At 64.4% G+C, this 14325-nt stretch carries 15 protein-coding genes; 10 read left to right on the top strand and 5 right to left on the bottom strand.

Annotated elements, in window-relative coordinates:
• Positions 1-83: 83 nt before the first annotated feature.
• Both P8R42_22175 and gph read left to right on the top strand, forming a co-directional pair.
• Positions 84-479: an iron-sulfur cluster assembly accessory protein gene (locus tag P8R42_22175; protein MDG2307302.1), complete on the top strand. Its 396-nt coding sequence runs from the start codon at positions 84-86 to the stop codon at positions 477-479.
• Positions 397-1140, top strand: coding sequence for a phosphoglycolate phosphatase (gene gph, locus P8R42_22170; GenBank protein MDG2307301.1), 744 nt, complete (start codon positions 397-399; stop codon positions 1138-1140). Before P8R42_22175 ends, gph begins: the two co-directional genes overlap by 83 nt.
• On the opposite strand, the gene lon is transcribed toward gph, so the two are convergent.
• The 4 genes from lon to P8R42_22150 form a co-directional block, all read right to left on the bottom strand.
• Positions 1137-3584 (bottom strand): endopeptidase La, encoded by a 2448-nt coding sequence (gene lon, locus P8R42_22165; GenBank protein MDG2307300.1) that lies wholly within the window; start codon positions 3582-3584, stop codon positions 1137-1139. The genes gph and lon overlap by 4 nt on opposite strands.
• Before the next feature lie 189 nt (positions 3585-3773).
• Positions 3774-4613, bottom strand: coding sequence for an SAM-dependent methyltransferase (locus P8R42_22160; GenBank protein MDG2307299.1), 840 nt, complete (start codon positions 4611-4613; stop codon positions 3774-3776).
• Positions 4606-4995 carry a hypothetical protein gene (locus P8R42_22155; GenBank protein ID MDG2307298.1) on the bottom strand — a complete coding sequence of 130 codons (390 nt, stop codon included), beginning with the start codon at positions 4993-4995 and terminating at the stop codon, positions 4606-4608. Before P8R42_22155 ends, P8R42_22160 begins: the two co-directional genes overlap by 8 nt.
• A gap of 457 nt (positions 4996-5452) precedes the next feature.
• Positions 5453-5647 carry a thiamine biosynthesis protein ThiS gene (locus P8R42_22150; GenBank protein MDG2307297.1) on the bottom strand — a complete coding sequence of 65 codons (195 nt, stop codon included), beginning with the start codon at positions 5645-5647 and terminating at the stop codon, positions 5453-5455.
• A gap of 149 nt (positions 5648-5796) precedes the next feature.
• Between P8R42_22150 and P8R42_22145 the strand changes: the two genes are divergently transcribed.
• On the top strand, positions 5797-6159 hold the full coding sequence (locus P8R42_22145; protein ID MDG2307296.1) for a hypothetical protein: 363 nt from the start codon (positions 5797-5799) through the stop codon (positions 6157-6159).
• Between the two features lie 20 nt (positions 6160-6179).
• On the opposite strand, the gene P8R42_22140 is transcribed toward P8R42_22145, so the two are convergent.
• Positions 6180-7130 carry an RluA family pseudouridine synthase gene (locus P8R42_22140; protein MDG2307295.1) on the bottom strand — a complete coding sequence of 317 codons (951 nt, stop codon included), beginning with the start codon at positions 7128-7130 and terminating at the stop codon, positions 6180-6182.
• A 56-nt stretch (positions 7131-7186) separates the two neighbouring features.
• On the opposite strand from P8R42_22140, the gene P8R42_22135 reads away from it, so the two are divergent.
• From P8R42_22135 to P8R42_22105, 7 genes are all read left to right on the top strand, one after another.
• Positions 7187-8338, top strand: a complete 1152-nt coding sequence (locus P8R42_22135; protein MDG2307294.1) for an aminotransferase class V-fold PLP-dependent enzyme — start codon at positions 7187-7189, stop codon at positions 8336-8338.
• Positions 8335-10947, top strand: coding sequence for a 1-acyl-sn-glycerol-3-phosphate acyltransferase (locus P8R42_22130; GenBank protein ID MDG2307293.1), 2613 nt, complete (start codon positions 8335-8337; stop codon positions 10945-10947). Before P8R42_22135 ends, P8R42_22130 begins: the two co-directional genes overlap by 4 nt.
• A gap of 387 nt (positions 10948-11334) precedes the next feature.
• Positions 11335-11589: a hypothetical protein gene (locus P8R42_22125; protein ID MDG2307292.1), complete on the top strand. Its 255-nt coding sequence runs from the start codon at positions 11335-11337 to the stop codon at positions 11587-11589.
• A gap of 371 nt (positions 11590-11960) precedes the next feature.
• Positions 11961-12401 (top strand): Rieske 2Fe-2S domain-containing protein, encoded by a 441-nt coding sequence (locus P8R42_22120; protein MDG2307291.1) that lies wholly within the window; start codon positions 11961-11963, stop codon positions 12399-12401.
• A 43-nt stretch (positions 12402-12444) separates the two neighbouring features.
• Positions 12445-13215, top strand: coding sequence for a cytochrome b N-terminal domain-containing protein (locus P8R42_22115; protein MDG2307290.1), 771 nt, complete (start codon positions 12445-12447; stop codon positions 13213-13215).
• 99 nt (positions 13216-13314) lie between these two features.
• Positions 13315-14124 (top strand): cytochrome C, encoded by an 810-nt coding sequence (locus P8R42_22110; GenBank protein ID MDG2307289.1) that lies wholly within the window; start codon positions 13315-13317, stop codon positions 14122-14124.
• A 10-nt stretch (positions 14125-14134) separates the two neighbouring features.
• Positions 14135-14308, top strand: coding sequence for a hypothetical protein (locus tag P8R42_22105; GenBank protein MDG2307288.1), 174 nt, complete (start codon positions 14135-14137; stop codon positions 14306-14308).
• Positions 14309-14325: the final 17 nt, after the last annotated feature.

Below are 14325 nucleotides of genomic sequence, written 5' to 3'. Positions count from 1 at the left end.
CTTACGAATCGGATTCTACGAACATTCTATCGGAATAGCGACTGCTTGACTGTAGGTAAGGACGTGGCTAGTTTTTTTGTACGATGAGCGAACAGGTCGACGCGACAGAGAAAGACGCCGCGCCCGCGGCGGATGTCACCGATACCGACGGTGTGGGGCTGTCTCCCGCGGCCGTGGAACGCGTGCGGGCTCTTCTGAAAAAGGAAGGGCGTCCGGACGGAGCAGGACTACGCGTTGGCGTGGCCAATGGCGGATGCTCGGGCATGTCGTACACGCTCGGCTTCGACGACGCGCCCACCGAGAAAGACCTCGTGTCCGAGTTCGAGGGCGGCGTTCGGATGTTCGTCGATCGGGAGAATCTCCAGTACCTCGAGGGCACCGTCGTCGACTTCGCCGATGGCCTTCACGGCGCCGGCTTCAAGTTCACGAATCCCAACGCGGATCGCACGTGCGGTTGCGGCACCTCTTTCTCGGTCTGAGCCCATCTACCGTCTGATCGTCTTTGATCTCGACGGCACCCTGGTCGACTCGTTCGGGGATCTCGCCGCGGCGGTCAACGCAGCCTTGGGCCACAACGGCTTGGGCGAACTCCCGACCGAGACGATCGTCGGTTTCAGCGGCAATGGTGCCCGCCTCCTCGTGGCGCGGAGCGTCGAGGTCCTGGCTCCGGAATCTCCGGCGGAGCGCATCGACGATGTGCTGGCCTCCTTCCAGAGCTACTACCGCAACCATTGCCTCGATCGGACCCGGTTCTACCCCGGGGTCGAAGCTGCGATCCGCGAGCTGACGGCCCGAGGGGCGCAGATGGCGGTCCTCACGAACAAGCCCCGGGGCTTCTCGGACGACATTCTCGCCGGGCTAGGCGTCGCCGACTCGTTCTCCGCGGTGATCGGGGGTGACGATCTCGCCACTCGAAAGCCCGATCCGGAGGGGCTGCTCCAACTCGTGGCGCATGCAGCCTGCGCGCCGTCGGACGTCGTGCTGGTCGGGGACTCGATCGTGGACATCGCGACGGCATTGAGCGCCGACGTGGACTCCTGCGGCGTCGGTTGGGGATTCAGCGACGCGGAGACTCTCCGTACGGCCGGCGCCACGCGCATCGTGAGCCGGCCGGAAGAGATCGTGGCGCTGGCGCGCTAGGCGGCCGGCCCCGAGGCTGTGTCTTCGGCCTTCGGGTCCTCGAGTGCGATCGCGAGAACGTCCTCGAGCTTCTCGACGAACCGAAACTCCATCTCGGCACGCACGCCCGCGGGGACGTCTTCGATGTCCTTCTCGTTGCGGTGCGGTAGGAGCACGGTCTTGATGCCCGCGCGGCGCGCGGCGAGCACTTTCTCCTTCACGCCACCGATCGGCATGACCGTACCGCGCAGCGTGATCTCTCCGGTCATTGCGACGTCGGGCCGCACGGGACGGTTTGTCAGGAGTGACGCGAGGCACGTCGCGATCGTGACGCCGGCCGACGGGCCGTCTTTCGGAATCGCGCCGGCTGGAACGTGCACGTGAATGTCGGAATTCTCGAAGAAGTCCGGTTCGATGCCGAGGGCTTCCGCCCGTGAACGGATGAGCGACAGGGCGGTCTGCGCCGATTCCTTCATGACGTCACCCAGAGACCCGGTGAGGGTGAGTCCCTTTTTTCCACGCATTCGTGTCGCTTCGATGAAGAGGATATCGCCGCCGTTCGGCGTGTACGCGAGCCCGGTGACGACGCCGGGCTCCGCCGTCCGCTCTGCCACTTCGGCGAAGAACCTCTCGGGGCCGAGCAACTCACGGACCATCTCCGACGTGACGTTCGTGAGTTCGGTGCGCCCCTCGGTGACCGCACGGGCGACCTTCCGGCACACGTTCCCGATCTCGCGCTCGATGTTCCGGAGTCCGGCCTCACGCGTGTAGTCTTGCACGATCTTGGTGATCGCGGCGTTCTCGAACGTGATGTGCTCGGTCGTGAGGCCGTTCTCTTCGATCTGTTTCGGCACGAGGTGGCGACGCGCGATCTCGAGCTTCTCTTCTTCGGTGTATCCGGAGAGCTCGATCACCTCCATGCGGTCGCGCAGGGGCGGTGGAATCGGCTCGAGTTGGTTGGCGGTGGTGATGAACATCACCCGTGACAGATCGAACGGTACGTCCAGATAGTGGTCTTGGAAGGTGAAGTTCTGTTCGGGGTCGAGCACTTCGAGCAGGGCCGAAGCTGGGTCGCCGCGGAAGTCGCCGCCGAGTTTGTCGACTTCGTCGAGGACGAACAGCGGGTTGCTCGAGCCGGCCGTCTTCATGTTCTGGATGATGCGGCCGGGGAGAGAGCCGACATAGGTACGGCGGTGTCCCCGGATCTCGGCTTCGTCTCGAACGCCGCCCAGCGAGAGGCGCGAGAACTTCCGGCCCATGGCGCGTGCGATCGAACGCCCGAGGGATGTCTTACCGACGCCCGGAGGGCCCACGAAGCACAGGATAGGACTCTTCGGGTCGCTGCGTAGCTTGCGGACGGCGAGGTACTCGAGAATGCGTTCCTTGATCTTGTCGAGACCGAAGTGGTCCTCGTCGAGAATCGAGCGGGCGTGCGGGAGGTCGAGGTTGTCGTCAGTACCTGCGTTCCACGGGAGGTTCGCGAGCCACTCGAGGTAGGTCCGGACGACAGAGTGCTCGGCCGACTCGGGCGGGATCATCTTGAGGCGCTCGAGTTCGGTATCCGCCGCTTTGCGCGGTTCCTCGGGAAGATCTGCCGAATCGAGTTTCTCTCGAAGGTCGTCGATGTCGGCGCTGCGTCCGTCGCCCTCACCGAGCTCCTTCTGAATCGCCCGGAGTTGCTGGCGGAGATAGAACTCCTTCTGGTTCTTGGACAGCTCGGACTGGACCTGGCCCTGAATCTTCGAGCCGAGCTCGAGGAGCTCGATCTCGCGGTTGAGGATCACCGAGAGCCGCTGCAGGCGAGCCTGGACATCGAGTGTGTTCAGGAGGTCCTGCTTCTCGTCGAGAGTGATGTTGAGGTTCGAGGCGATGAGGTCGGTGACCTTGCCCGGATCTTTGATGTTCATGACGACCAGCTGCAGCTCGTCGGGCAGGTACGGGATCATCGAGACGAACTTGGCGAACTGGTTCACCAGGTGGCGCTGCATCGCCTCGAGGTCCTTCGAGGACTCGTACTCGTCCTGCAGGGTTCGAACGCGGCCGCGATGGAAGGGCTCGGTGCGCAGGTACTCGTCGACCTCGATCCGGCGGAGGCCCTGCACGAGGATCCGGACGCTCTTGTCGGGGTATTTGAGCATCTTGAGGAGCCGGCCGGCGGTGCCCCGGGTGAACAGCGAGCTGGGGTCCGGGCGCTCTTCCTCTGCCGTTTTCTGGGAAACCAGGCCCAGTAGCCGGTCCCCAGCCAGGCAGTGCTCGACCAGCTCGAGCGAGGGCTTTCGGGAGATCGGAAGGGGGACGATCGCCGACGGGAAGATGACGACCCCGCGAAGCGGCAGAATTGGCAGCTCGCTGGGGATATCGACGTTGCTCGTATCCTCGTCGAAACCGGCAAACCGGCCGGTGGCGTCGTCGAGCTCGTCGCTCTCTTCGTCGAGTTCGGGGCCTTGCTCTTCCTTATCGCTCATCTCACCGTCCCATCGAGTTGCGCAGAGCCTCAGTATTAAGGACGTTCCGAGCAAATGCGAGCGGTCCTGGGCGTTCTGCGGGCTGCGCGCCCCGTTGGTGCCCATCAGCGGGCGCCTCGGCTCCCGTGCCCCGATTGTGCAGATCGGCCCGCGTTTCGGCGGAGGGTCGGCCGAGTTGCCGGCGCCAAGCTAGGTGTCGGCGAGTCGCCAGGCGGTCGTTAGGAAACCCGTGTGTGCCACCATGCGGTGGTCGGGGCGGACCGACCGCTCGGCGACGTGCCAGAAGCGCTGCATCAACTCGAAGGTCTGAGATGCGGCGAACCGCTTCTCGGCGCGCAGGCCGCTTCCCAGTTCGCCGAGCTGGTTCGTCGTCGGGACCCAGGAGCACAGGACACCACCGGGCCGCAGGGCGTCGGCGGCCGCCGCGAGCGCCGGGACGGGTTCGGGAAGGTCGAGGATCACCCGGTCCGCCTTCTCCTCGCGCAGACCGTCGGCGGCCTCGGCGAGAACACAGCGCCAGTTCGGAGCGTCGCCGTGGAACTTGGCGACCGTCTCCTGGGCCATCTTGATGTGATCTTCCCGGCGCTCGATCGAGACAAGGGTCCCCTCGGGGCCGATCGCGCGAAGGAGCGCCAAGGTGAGTGCCCCCGGGCCGACTCCGGTCTCCACGACGCGAGCGCCGGGGTAGATGTCGCCGTAGATGAGGAACGACCCCGTGTCTTTGGGGTAGATGACCTGCGCCTGTCTCGGGAGGTTCGGCACGAGCCGCGAGTAGGTGGGGCGGAAGACGAGAACGCGACTGCCGCCCGACGTCTTGGCTTCCGTCCCGTCCGGCTTGCCGACGAGATCATCAGCATCGAGAAACCCGCCGGAGAAGTCGAAGCGCCGTCCCGGGCGCAGGCTGCGGAGGTACTCGCGGCCCTTCTCGTCGATCAGAAGCACGGTTTCGCGAGAGGCGAAGGGCGCGTGCGTCTCTGGGGTCTCTTCGGTCTCGGTCTCGGCGTCGGCTTCTTGTGTAGAGTCACTCATGCGTTAGGTTCCTTCGCTTGGGGCGGTCGCGCTTGCGAGTGATCTCGACGCGCAACGAGCAGAAGGAACAGAGGTCTCCGAAGGAGGGCATTCCGCACCCGCGGCATGTGTTCGGCGTGGTCTCGCGTTCCTTGGATTGAAAATCGGCGGACCCGGGCAGGACGAACTCGTTCACGAATGCGAGTTTCGCACAGGGTGATTCGCTTTCGAGCTGATCGAAGAGTCCCTTGTATGTGAGCTGGGTGGCTCCGGCCGCGTTCGGACATTCTTCGACGACGTACTCGATGCCTCGAAGGAACGCGAAAGATGCCGTCTCGTGCTCGCTCGTCAGATAGAGCGGCTTCACCTTGCGCACGAACTTCTCGTGCGTCGGCTGGATCACGGGGCGTTGCCGCGCCAGAGTTGTGGGTCTGCCAACGCAGGATGTTGCCGAACAGACGCGCGGCCTCGTCATCGAGATTGTGTCCGGTCGCAAGCACCCTGCATCCGTACTTGAGCGCGGCGGGGTCGTCGTCGGAGAGCGAGTGGACATGGAGTTCCAGGCCGCGCTCCCGGGCGAACTCGTCGGACCGTTCGAGCGAGCGACTCGAGTCCCCGCCGATCCCGAGGTCGAGATGGAAGCCGATTGTCGGGAAACCCTGCTGGGCGAGGCTGTCCTTCCTGCCCGACACGGCGACGAGAATCCGGTCGTTCCGATCGAACCTCGACTCTTTCTCGGCGGTGTGGACGATACGTCGCTCGAAGAACGTGAGGTAGCACTTCGGGCAGAAGACGGAATTGTGGGCCCGGAGCTTCACCTCGGCCGGCTTGAGGCAGCGGGTGCACTTCACGGGGGGGCCTCAGCCGCCGCTGACGACCGAGCGGAGCTCGATCTCGTCGGTGGCAGAGAGGCGTCCGTTGTCCGTGAGGACGTGTTCTCCGCGGATGACGAGGGCGGTGCCGGGGGTGGTCGAGAGCTGTTCCAAGAGGACCATGAAGCGCTTCGCGCGCTCGATCTCGACCTGTTGGCTCTGCGGGGTCAGAAGGACCTGCACGCCTCCGGCGGTAGCAAAGCGCCGTTGTGCCCTCCAGCCGGGGGCGGTCTTCCGCAAAGGCGTCTTGATTTCGCAGGGGCCATTGACGAACATCCACAGCCGTCGCGGAGTAGCGCGGCTGCGCAGCATTCGATCAGAAGGGACGCGCCATGCCTCGTACGACGAAGAAGAAGGCCGGGAAGAAGGCCAAGAAGGGCTTCAGCATTCTCGGTGCGGACGGCTCCTCGGGAACCGATGAAGACGAGCTTCTCCCCAAGGACGAAGCCGGTCGCCTGAAGATCAAGCGACAGTACAAGGATCTGCTCGGCATCCGCATGGCGAAGCTCGCCGGCCGGATCCTGAACCGGGAGCGGATCGACAAGACAGTCGAGGGAATCTACTTCATCTGCGTCACGTGCCACCAGATTTGTCACAATCTCGACGAGGGCCTGGTCGAGGATCCCGACAATACGCGCAACATCTGCGTGCCGTGTTCGGGCAGCGGCAAGGAAGGCAAGGGGCGGGCGACCTGACGACGTCGCTCGATCGGGGGTCAGTCCCGGTCGGATGGAGGAGCAGGGTGCGCGCCCGACAGCGAGGCCATCGCGTCCTCCCAGACCGCCGGGGCTTCGCGCTGCGCGGTCCTCGGGGCACCGGTCACGACGTCGCGCCACGCGACCTCGGACGCATGGAGCATGTAGTCGGGGATCGCCGGGGTTGGCGTGCCGCCGTAGCGAACGTCGCCCACGAGGGGATGGCCCACGTGGGCCAGATGGGCCCGGATCTGATGCCGGGCTCCGGTGTTCGTGCGGGCTTCCACCAGAGTTGCACGACCCAGAGCGCGCAGCGGGCGGACCTCGCTCGTTGCCGGCGTGATCGCGTAGCGGGGGTGCGGGCCTTCCGACAGCGCCCGGACGCGGGTGCGGCTCTTGCGATGCTGGCCGATCGCGGCGTCGATCGTCACGGGGTCGACCAACTCGCCGTCCACGATGGCCAGGTAGGTCTTGGTGATCGTGTGCTCGCTGAATTGGCTCCGCAGCGCCGCGTATGCGGATGCGGTGCGCGCGGCCAACAACAACCCGGACGTGCCGTTGTCGAGGCGGTGGACGAGCCCGGATTCTCCGGCTCGCCCGAGGCCCGTACACTCGGGATGGTGGCGTTCGAGCCATTGCGCCACCGAAGGGCCGCTCTTTCCGGCCATGGCTACGGTGGGGAGGCCCGCTGGCTTTGCGAGGATCAGCAGGTCGCCGTCCTCGCTGATCGTCTCGGGTGGTGCGCCGTCGCCTTGTTCCGAGACGGGAGTCTCGGCCAGGGAGACTTCGTCGCCGGGGAGTAGATGGCGTCCCTTCACCGCGCGCCGACCGTTCACCCGGGCCTCGGACGGCAGGCGGGCCGCCGTCCGGCGGCCCACGCCGAGTGCCGCGCCGACGAAGGCGTCGAGGCGTACGCCGCGGTCCTCCTCGGTCACCCGAAGGAACCTCACATTCTGCGCCGGGAAAGCCACCGGGACATGATAGGCTCGCTGTCCGGGTGCGTCGAGGCGCGCCGATGGGAACGGGTATGATTGCTCAGTCACCGTATCGCGCTGTATTCCCCAGCGCGGAGACCGGAATTCACTTTGATCACGCAGGGGTCGCACCGATCTCCACGCGGGTGGCCGAAGCGATCGACGCCTTCACGCGAGAATCGGTCGAGAACCTCGCCGTCCGGTATCCGTACTGGGAACTTCGAGCCGAGGAGGTGCGGGCGGCGTGCGCGAGGTTGTCCGGTGCCGAGTCGCGGCAGGTCGCCTTTGTGAAGAATACGTCCGAGGCCCTGTCCTTCGTCGCGGCGGGCCTCGATTGGAAGCCGGGTGACGTGATCCTGACCGTCGACGAGGAGTTCCCGTCGAACATGTACCCCTGGTGGGATCTGCAGCGGATTGGGGTCGAGACCCGGATGCTCCCGGCCTCGGCTGTCGTGGGCGACCTGGACGAGGTCGTGGCGGCCCTCGACGCGCGGGTCCGGATGCTCGCGATCTCGGCGGTGGCCTACGGGACCGGCGACCGCCGGCCTCTCGCCGCGCTTGGCGAACTCTGCCGGAGTCGCGATGTGCTCCTCGTCGTCGATGCCATTCAGGCGCTCGGCGCCGTATCCGTGGACCTCTCCGGGGAGGGGCTGGACTGCGTAGCGGCGGACGGGCACAAGTGGATCTGTGCTCCGGAAGGAGCCGGCTTCATGGCCCTCTCCGATCGGTTGCTCGATCGACTTCGCCCCGTCGAACTCGGCTGGAAGAGCGTCGTAGAGAGCAGCCGTCACTATCCGTACCAATTCCAAGTGCGAACCGACGCGGCCAAGCTCGAAGCAGGAAGCCTCAACCTGATGGCCCTCCACGGCCTCGGAGCGGCAGTGGACCTCGCGCTCGAGGCAACCCTGCCGGAGATCGAGGCCCGAATCGGCGGGTTGGCGAGCGGGCTGGCCGAGGGACTGCGCCTTCGGGATCGCCGTCTCCTCGGAGCCCGAGGTGGCGCGGGGACGCCCGCGCCGTCGGGAATCGTCACGTTCGAGCCCAAGGCCAAGCCCGAACGCCTGCGCCAGGAGCTCTGGGCGCGGGGTGTCGTGTGCAAAGTGCGTCTCGGAGGGTTGCGACTCGCACCGCACCACTACCAAGATGATCACCACGTGTCGGATTTCTTCGATCGCCTGGATGACGCCGAGGAGCAGCTCTCGTGAACGCGCAGCCGTCGGCCATGGTCGAGCGCCTGGGCTGGCTGCCGGGCCGGCTGTCGCGCTGGCTCACCGCGAGTGTCCACCTCGACCGCAAAGAGGTCGAGAACCTCCGCGAGCTCGCTCAGACCGGGACAGTCGTCTACGTTCTACGCCAGCGCTCGTTACTCGACTATCTGTTGATCAACTGGCTGATGCTGCGGGAAGGCCTCCCCCTGGCGCGGTTCGCCAACGGCGTCAGCGCGGGCTGGTTCGCTCCGTTCCGGGACGCACTTCGGCGCGTTTTCGGCCGCTTCCGTCCCGCGAAACGTCACGCCGCCCCGGACCGCGACGCCGCCGGCGAGCTGGTCGAACAGGGTCAGCCGATCCTGATCTTTCTGCGTGCGCGGCGGCCGCGGCTCCTCGGTGATGCGCGTGAACGGCTCGCCGCGGCTCGCCCCGGGGCAGACCTGCTGGCGGAGATCGTCGCGCGGTCGCGTCGCCTGGATCGCTCGGTGCATCTGGTGCCGGTCTCGTTGTTCCGCGGACGCGTCATCCGGCGCCAGGCCAGCCGGATCTCAACTCTCGCCTACAGTGTCCACGACGCGCCGAACGACCTGAAGAAGATCGTCACGTACGCGTTCAATCGTGAAGATCTAATTCTTCGGGTCGGGCGCGTCGTCGATCTCGAGGAATTCGTCTCGGCAAATCGCCCGATGGGGCAGGCCCGTATCGCGCGCCGCCTCACCCACTGGCTGCAGCGCGAGCTTGCCCACGAGGAGCGCGCGGTGTGGGGACCCCTCATCGTTCCGCGCGAGTCGATCTCAGAGCGGGTCTTCGAAGGACCGGAGGTGAGCGCGGCCGTCACGCGGATCGCCGCCGAGAAGGGAATCTCGGAGAGGAAGGCGTGGCGGGAAGCGCGCGGTTACTTCTGGGAGATGGCCGCGAACTTCAGTGGCTTGGCCTTCGGGATCAGCGAGGGCTTGTTCTACCAGATCTGGAAGCGCGCCTTCAGCGGCGTCGAGATCCGGGGAATCGGTCGCGTCGCGGACTGCGTGAAGCAACACCCGGTCGTTCTGGTGCCGTGTCACCGAAGCCACTTCGACTACATGGTGCTCTCGTACATCTTCCGCCAGAACTTCCTTTCTCCGCCGCACATCGCGGCAGGCATCAATCTGAAGTTCTGGCCGATGGGGCCACTTCTGCGAGGGTCGGGTGCGTTCTTCATGAAGCGGACCTTCGAGGACAACGCGCTCTATAAACTCGTCTTCCATCGCTACCTCAGCACGCTCATTCGCTTCGGTTATACGATGGAGTTCTTCATCGAAGGCGGCCGGAGTCGGACGGGGAAGATCCTCACCCCGAAACTCGGCATGCTTGGAGGGGTGGTGCGGGCGTTTCTGCAGGGCGGGCGTCGCGACCTGTACCTCGTCCCCATCTCGATCCATTACGGCCGGATCGCCGAGGAGAGCGCGTACGATGCAGAGCTCTCGGGAGAAGCGAAGCAAAAGGAGAACTTCGGAGCGCTTCTCCGTGCCCGGAGCGTCCTGACGCAGCGGAACGGCACGGTGTACGTCACGTTTGCCGAGCCGCGCTCGATGAAGGCTCTGCTCGGCGACCGGATGCAGCGCTTCGCCGAAGGCGAGGGGGATCCCGAGGTCGAGGAGGAGCAGCGTCGCTTCGTTCAGAAGCTCGGCTTCCAGATTCTGCGCGACGTGAACGACGTTGCGGTCGTCGGCGCAACGTCTCTCAGCTCCACCGTCCTGCTCTCGTCACCGCGCGGCGCGCGTGGTCACGAAGAGTTCGCTCGATTCTCTCAGATGCTCGCGGAGTTGCTGCGCTGGAAGGGCGTGACGTTCACGTCGTCCCTCGAGCGCAATCTCGCCTCGGGAAGCTTCGCTGAGATTACGAGCTTCCTCACGTCGGCGAAGCTGCTCGAAGAGGGCGTGCGGGAACTCCGTGTCCCTCCCGGCAAGCGTAAGGTTCTCGACTTCTACAAGAACAACAGCATCCACTTCTTCCTGCTGCCGTCGCTCGTCGCGCACGCGATGTTGCGCGGCGTTCCGCGACGCGATCTGAGCGAAGAGGTCTGGTGGTGGCTCGATCTCTTCCGGTGGGAGTTCCCGCTCCCCGAGCGTGAAGAAGTTGCCGCGGAGGCGGGCCGACTCGTCGACTATCTTCGGGCGTACGGTGCGGGTGTCGATGGCGCCAGCGCGCATGTTCCGCTCGTCCACGCGCTCGTCGGGATCCTCGAGAACTTCCGCGAAGGGTACTGGATCACCGCGCGTACGGCTGCGCAGATCGGTGAAGAGCCGGTGTCGCGTGCGAAGTTCCTTCAACGGCTACGTCGCTACTTCGATGCAGCGATGCTGCTCGGGGAGGTCGTGAAGCCCGAAGCCGCAACCGACCAGACGTTCGGGAATGCGATCTCACGGCTCGTCGAGATCGGCTGTCTCGAGAAGGAGACGCGTCGAGGAGAGAAGGACGTCTGGCTTCGGCGCGGGCCGAACTTCGACGACCTGCCGGACATCGCGAACCGAATTGGCGCGGCACTGGTCGTTGCCCGCGAAACGACGCTGCAGGGCGAGCAGAAGCTCGCTCGGGTGGCTGGAGAGGCTTCTCGGCTGTCTGCCTGAACGGCTTTCCGAGGCAGGGGGACTCCCCGCCATGGCGCATGTCTCAGGCAGCAATCTTTCTGAGAGCGGGAGGGTAGACGGTTTGGGCTCCGAAGTAGGGACTTTCTTTAATCTCGGGGATTTCTCTAATCGTCAGGCTCGTCGCGCCCCGCTCGTGCACATCAGCCCGCGTCTCGTAAGAGGGCACTGGCGGAGTTGCGGGGCGGCGGCCGCGTTGACATCGGGGTGGGGTTGGACTAGCCGCGATCGATCGAAAACAACGAGCAGAAGAAGCACGAGGAGCGGATCGCGGAGCTGGCCAAGGAGCTTGCCGAGGCGATTAACGACAGCAAGTCCCCCGGCCGCACAGAGGCGCGGGACTTCGCGATCGACGTCCTCAAGGACGAAGTGGACACCGAGGTCATCGCCTCCCAGGAGCCTCGGCCCCACGGGAGCAGCCCCGGACCCCTGAATCCCTTTGGTCTGGGGATCCCATTCCTGGTGCTGGGGGTGCTGCTGATGCCACTTTTCGGCCTCGTCGGCCTCGCGATTACGGCCATTGGGGCCTTCATGTGCGTCGTCGGGGTGGCCATGGCGATCACCCGCAGGCGGCCCAAGGCCGCGCCAGAGGAGGGTGAGGCCCCCCCGGGCTCCACGGACTAGCGATCTGGTCACGGAAAGATTAAGCAATTTGGGATCAGGTTAACCGAAGGTGCGTGTGTCGGGCCCTGTTGTAGCAGGACTGCTAATGGCCCCATTTCAGTGTTTTCATTGGTGGGGCAGGGGCTCGAGCCACTACTCTTCGGTGTGAAGAAGAGAACAGACCGGCCGCAGGCCGCTCGGCTTGGATCGAGGTACCAGCGGCGTCGATGAATGGATGATCAATGGCAACGGGCGAAGCAGTAGCTGACCAGGCACAGACCGAGCAGCGCCGTCGCGAAGAGCAGAGGCTCGAGCGCGCGAAGCGTCAGCGCGAGAAGGCGGCACTCGGGGGGCTCTGGTCCCGTCGCGACCTTCTCGGTCGCGTGGGGTGGATGCTCTTCGGGGTGTTCTCCGTCACGACGCTCCTTGCAGCAGTGCGATCCGCCTTTCCGCGGATTCTCTTTCTGCCGCCTAGTAGTTTCAAAGCGGGCAAGCCGACCGACTACGCGGTGGGTGAGGTCAGCGAGAAGTGGAAGAAGGAATATCGCGTCTGGATCGTGCGTGAGCCGGATGGCTTCTACGCGCTCTGGGCCAAGTGTACCCACCTCGGCTGCACGCCGCGTTGGCTCACTGCCGAAGCGAAGTTCAAGTGCCCCTGCCACGGCAGCGGGTTCTATCGCAGCGGCATCAACTTCGAGGGGCCCGCACCGCGTCCTCTCGAGCGTGTGAAGATCTCATTGGCCGACGACGGTCAGATCGTCATCGACAAAGCGACGAAGTACCTGTTCGAGAAGGGCCAGTGGGGCAAGCCTGGCTCGTTCCTGAAGGCCTGAGCGCCGCCGCACCGGATCCAGCGTACGCAGGGAGATACGACCCGTGAATTGGTGGGAAGACTTAAAGCAGCAGATTACGGACTCGCCGGTATGGAAGTCGATCTTCCGTCACGGCTACGACGACACGCCCAGAAACCGGATCTTGATGGTCTCGGGCAACGTCTGGCTGCATCTGCATCCTTCGAAGGTGCGACGGCACGCGACGCGCATGCGCTTCACTTGGTGCATGGGTGGCATCACGTTCCTGATGTTCCTGATCACGGTCGTGACCGGCATCTACCTGATGTTCTACTACCGTCCGGTCACGCAGTACGCGTACGCCGACATGAAGTACCTCGAGTTCGACATGCCGTTCGGCGTGGTGATGCGGAACATGCATCGCTGGGCTGCGCACGGGATGGTCATCGCCGTCTGGCTGCACATGTTCCGGGTGTTCCTCACGGGTTCCTACAAGCCACCTCGTGAGTTCAACTGGGTGGTCGGCGTGATCCTGCTCGTGCTCACGCTTCTTCTGAGCTTCACGGGATACCTGCTCCCCTGGGACCAGCTCGCAATCTGGGCTGTGACCGTCGGATCGAACATGGGACGTGCAACACCGGTGTTGGGCCACGATGGTCCATTCAAAGAACTCCTTGGGGTGAACCCGATCTACGATGCACGCGCCTTCCTCTTCGGAGGAGGTGAGGTCGGACCTGCGACGCTGATGAGGTTCTACATCTTGCACTGCATCTTCATCCCGCTTGTGACGAGTTTGTTCCTCGCGGTTCACTTTTGGAGAATCCGACGCGACGGCTTCTCCGGGCCCGCGCTGTAGCAGAGGAGATCAAGTGAGAGTTCTCGTTCTGCCCGTTCTGTTCTGCGTGATTCTCTGGGGTCTCTACGTCCTCGCGAAGCCACCCAAGGACCTCTGATAATGGCGACGACGGCAAAGCCTGCTGAACCCGCTGGCAAGCGGGTCGAAGTATCGATCAAGAAGGCTCTCGGGCCTGGTGACGACAAGGTTCACACCTGGCCGCACCTCGTCCGCGCGGAGTTCCTGTGCACCGTTCTGGTGCTCCTGCTGATGATCGTTTGGTCGCTCGGTGTCGATGCTCCTCTCGAGGAGCCGGCCAACCCATCACGTACACCGAATCCCTCGAAGGCACCGTGGTACTTCCTCGGCCTTCAGGAGATCCTGGTGTTCTTCGACCCCTGGCACGCCGGCGTCACGCTGCCGAGCCTGATCATCGTGGGTCTGATGGTGATCCCGTACATCGACATCAATCCCAAGGGGAACGGCTACTACTGCTTCGAACCCCGCAAATGGGAACTGATGACGTTCTTCTTCGGGTTCCACGTTCTGTGGATCTCGCTGATCGTCATCGGAACGCTTCTGCGAGGACCGGGCTGGAACTGGTTCTGGCCCTGGGAGAAGTGGGACCCACACCTGGTTGAAGCACTGGTCAATATCGATCTGCCGTATCTACTCGGCTTCCGAGACTACTTCTGGTCGGCGGTCTTCGGCGGGAGTCTCGTCTTGGCCTTCTTCGTGGTCGGTACGGTTGCGATGTATGCGTGGGTCATTTGGCTCAAGGGACGGGAGTTCATGGAGCGCTGGGGCATGACACGCTTCATGCTCACGTCGTTCCTGTTCCTGAACATGGTGGCGGTCCTCATCAAGATGCTGCTCCGTCACCTGCTGTCGATCCAGTACATAATGAAAACGCCGTGGATCAATATCTGAACAGGGCGACGTGAAGTTCTACCTGGCGAAATTGCTGCAGCTCATCGGCATTACGACCGTGGGCTTTGGCTTGATGTATGGCCTTACGAATTCGGAGGGGCTCCGTTTTGAGCTCCGGATGCTGATGGTCGGATCTGGAGCGTTCCTGGTGGGGCGCTTGATCGAAGGCCGCGGGGCGGCTTGACCGCCCGCGGGGGAATC

It is taken from the genome of Candidatus Binatia bacterium, assembly GCA_029243485.1.
Lineage (GTDB): Bacteria > Desulfobacterota > Binatia > UBA12015 > UBA12015 > VGTG01.
This window is presented reverse-complemented; position numbering and strand designations above follow the sequence as displayed.

What these genes read in the sequence shown, in the direction of transcription:
- P8R42_22175 (MDG2307302.1), top strand. Translation starts at nt 84, where the DNA reads ATGAGCGAACAGGTCGACGCGACAGAGAAAGACGCCGCGCCCGCGGCG.
- gph (MDG2307301.1), top strand. Translation starts at nt 397, where the DNA reads ATGGCCTTCACGGCGCCGGCTTCAAGTTCACGAATCCCAACGCGGATC.
- lon (MDG2307300.1), bottom strand. Translation starts at nt 3,584, where the DNA reads ATGAGCGATAAGGAAGAGCAAGGCCCCGAACTCGACGAAGAGAGCGAC.
- P8R42_22160 (MDG2307299.1), bottom strand. Translation starts at nt 4,613, where the DNA reads ATGAGTGACTCTACACAAGAAGCCGACGCCGAGACCGAGACCGAAGAG.
- P8R42_22145 (MDG2307296.1), top strand. Translation starts at nt 5,797, where the DNA reads ATGCCTCGTACGACGAAGAAGAAGGCCGGGAAGAAGGCCAAGAAGGGC.
- P8R42_22135 (MDG2307294.1), top strand. Translation starts at nt 7,187, where the DNA reads ATGATTGCTCAGTCACCGTATCGCGCTGTATTCCCCAGCGCGGAGACC.
- P8R42_22120 (MDG2307291.1), top strand. Translation starts at nt 11,961, where the DNA reads ATGCTCTTCGGGGTGTTCTCCGTCACGACGCTCCTTGCAGCAGTGCGA.
- P8R42_22110 (MDG2307289.1), top strand. Translation starts at nt 13,315, where the DNA reads ATGGCGACGACGGCAAAGCCTGCTGAACCCGCTGGCAAGCGGGTCGAA.